This is a genomic window from Aquimarina sp. TRL1 (assembly GCF_013365535.1).
GTDB lineage: Bacteria > Bacteroidota > Bacteroidia > Flavobacteriales > Flavobacteriaceae > Aquimarina > Aquimarina hainanensis.
In genome coordinates this window covers 667,501-670,000 of sequence record NZ_CP053590.1, presented here as the reverse complement: position 1 = coordinate 670,000, position 2,500 = coordinate 667,501, and the positions used below count along the sequence as shown (strand labels likewise).

The 2,500-nt window shown below is 41.4% G+C and carries 1 rRNA gene; it reads left to right on the top strand.

Annotated elements, in window-relative coordinates:
- Nucleotides 1–930 precede the first annotated feature (930 nt).
- Nucleotides 931–2,456 (top strand): 16S ribosomal RNA (locus HN014_RS02510).
- The last annotated feature ends 44 nt before the right edge of the window (nucleotides 2,457–2,500 follow it).

The following is a 2,500-nucleotide window of genomic DNA, read 5'->3' as shown; positions in this document are numbered from 1 at the left end:
TAGAAGAGATTGTTTTTAGCGTTTAGTATCGCTTAAAAAGGCTATGATATCCTGTTGTTTTATCAGAGTGAGGACAATTTAGTATAAAGGTCTATAAAGGCTGGAAAATAAGCAGTGCTTAGGACTAAGGATAGACAAGGCTATAGCTTAAAAACAACTTCTGGTTAGATGGATGTAGCTATTGTTTTTAATATTTAGTATGGCAGAAGATGAATAGGATTGGCTGAGGGACTAAAAAAATAGTATAAAAGAAGCAGGGGTGTAATTACTTGCTTTACGCTTTGGTTTGATCAGGAACTTTTTTGTGTAAAGCTAAGTTTTTGTTTGATAGCGGATTGCTAAATAATTTAAAAAAAACGCAAAAAAAGTATTGCTGAATATGAAAAAGGTTGTATGTTTGCACCCGCTTAGCCGAGGGGCTGATGTTCATTGAAAACGGGGATTTTAAAGGAGTAAGTATTTAGAGATACTTGCTTTTAAAAATCATAAAAAAGCACACTTTTTTGTTTCGGTAAAATACATGTTTTCTTGTAAGAGTAGGTGTAAGTTATCGAGTAATTATAGCAAGTTTTTTGTTAGGTAAACTATGGTTTGTTTAAGATTTAAAAACTGTTATAAAAAAGTAAAAAAAACTTTAAAAAAAGTTTTGTCAGAAACAAAAAAGGTTTGTATGTTTGCACCCGCTTATCGAAAGGATAAGAGTTCATAAAAATAGTTATACTGGAGTAAAGTATTGATGATACTTAATAAGGTTCGATTCCTATTTAACATACGAAAAGACGGTTTAATTTTTGGATTAGACTTACGTTCATAAACATATTGATTGACAGCGCGTATATAGAAATATATAAGCATTAGAATTAAGACTAGAAACATCATTGAGAAGACAAAATTCCATAGTTGTTGAATCTAAATAATATTTAAGAATTCACGATGAAGAGTTTGATCCTGGCTCAGGATGAACGCTAGCGGCAGGCTTAACACATGCAAGTCGAGGGGTAACAGGAGATTGCTTGCAATCTTGCTGACGACCGGCGCACGGGTGCGTAACGCGTATAGAACCTACCTTTAAGTAAGGGATAGCCCAGAGAAATTTGGATTAATACCTTATAGTATTATTTGATTGCATAATTAAATAATTAAAGATTTATCGCTTAGAGATGGCTATGCGTTCTATTAGCTAGTTGGTATGGTAACGGCATACCAAGGCTACGATAGATAGGGGTCCTGAGAGGGAGATCCCCCACACTGGTACTGAGACACGGACCAGACTCCTACGGGAGGCAGCAGTGAGGAATATTGGACAATGGAGGCAACTCTGATCCAGCCATGCCGCGTGTAGGAAGACTGCCCTATGGGTTGTAAACTACTTTTATAGAGGAAGAAACCGCAATACGTGTATTGCTCTGACGGTACTCTACGAATAAGGATCGGCTAACTCCGTGCCAGCAGCCGCGGTAATACGGAGGATCCAAGCGTTATCCGGAATCATTGGGTTTAAAGGGTCCGTAGGCGGGCGTATAAGTCAGTGGTGAAAGTTTGCGGCTCAACCGTAAAATTGCCATTGATACTGTATGTCTTGAATAATTGTGAAGTGGTTAGAATATGTAGTGTAGCGGTGAAATGCATAGATATTACATAGAATACCGATTGCGAAGGCAGATCACTAACAATTTATTGACGCTGATGGACGAAAGCGTGGGTAGCGAACAGGATTAGATACCCTGGTAGTCCACGCCGTAAACGATGGTCACTAGCTGTTTGGTTTTCGGACTGAGTGGCTAAGCGAAAGTGATAAGTGACCCACCTGGGGAGTACGTTCGCAAGAATGAAACTCAAAGGAATTGACGGGGGCCCGCACAAGCGGTGGAGCATGTGGTTTAATTCGATGATACGCGAGGAACCTTACCAGGGCTTAAATGTAAGTTGCATGATTTAGAGATAGATCTTTCTTCGGACTACTTACAAGGTGCTGCATGGTTGTCGTCAGCTCGTGCCGTGAGGTGTCAGGTTAAGTCCTATAACGAGCGCAACCCCTGTTGTTAGTTGCTAGCAGGTTAAGCTGAGAACTCTAACAAGACTGCCGGTGCAAACCGTGAGGAAGGTGGGGATGACGTCAAATCATCACGGCCCTTACGTCCTGGGCTACACACGTGCTACAATGGTATATACAGAGAGCAGCCACTTGGTGACAAGGCGCGAATCTATAAAGTATATCACAGTTCGGATCGGAGTCTGCAACTCGACTCCGTGAAGCTGGAATCGCTAGTAATCGCATATCAGCCATGATGCGGTGAATACGTTCCCGGGCCTTGTACACACCGCCCGTCAAGCCATGGAAGCTGGGGGTACCTGAAGTCCGTCACCGCAAGGAGCGGCCTAGGGTAAAACTAGTAACTGGGGCTAAGTCGTAACAAGGTAGCCGTACCGGAAGGTGCGGCTGGAACACCTCCTTTCTAGAGATTACGATACAATTATGGTTATTCTTATTTGTTTTTAG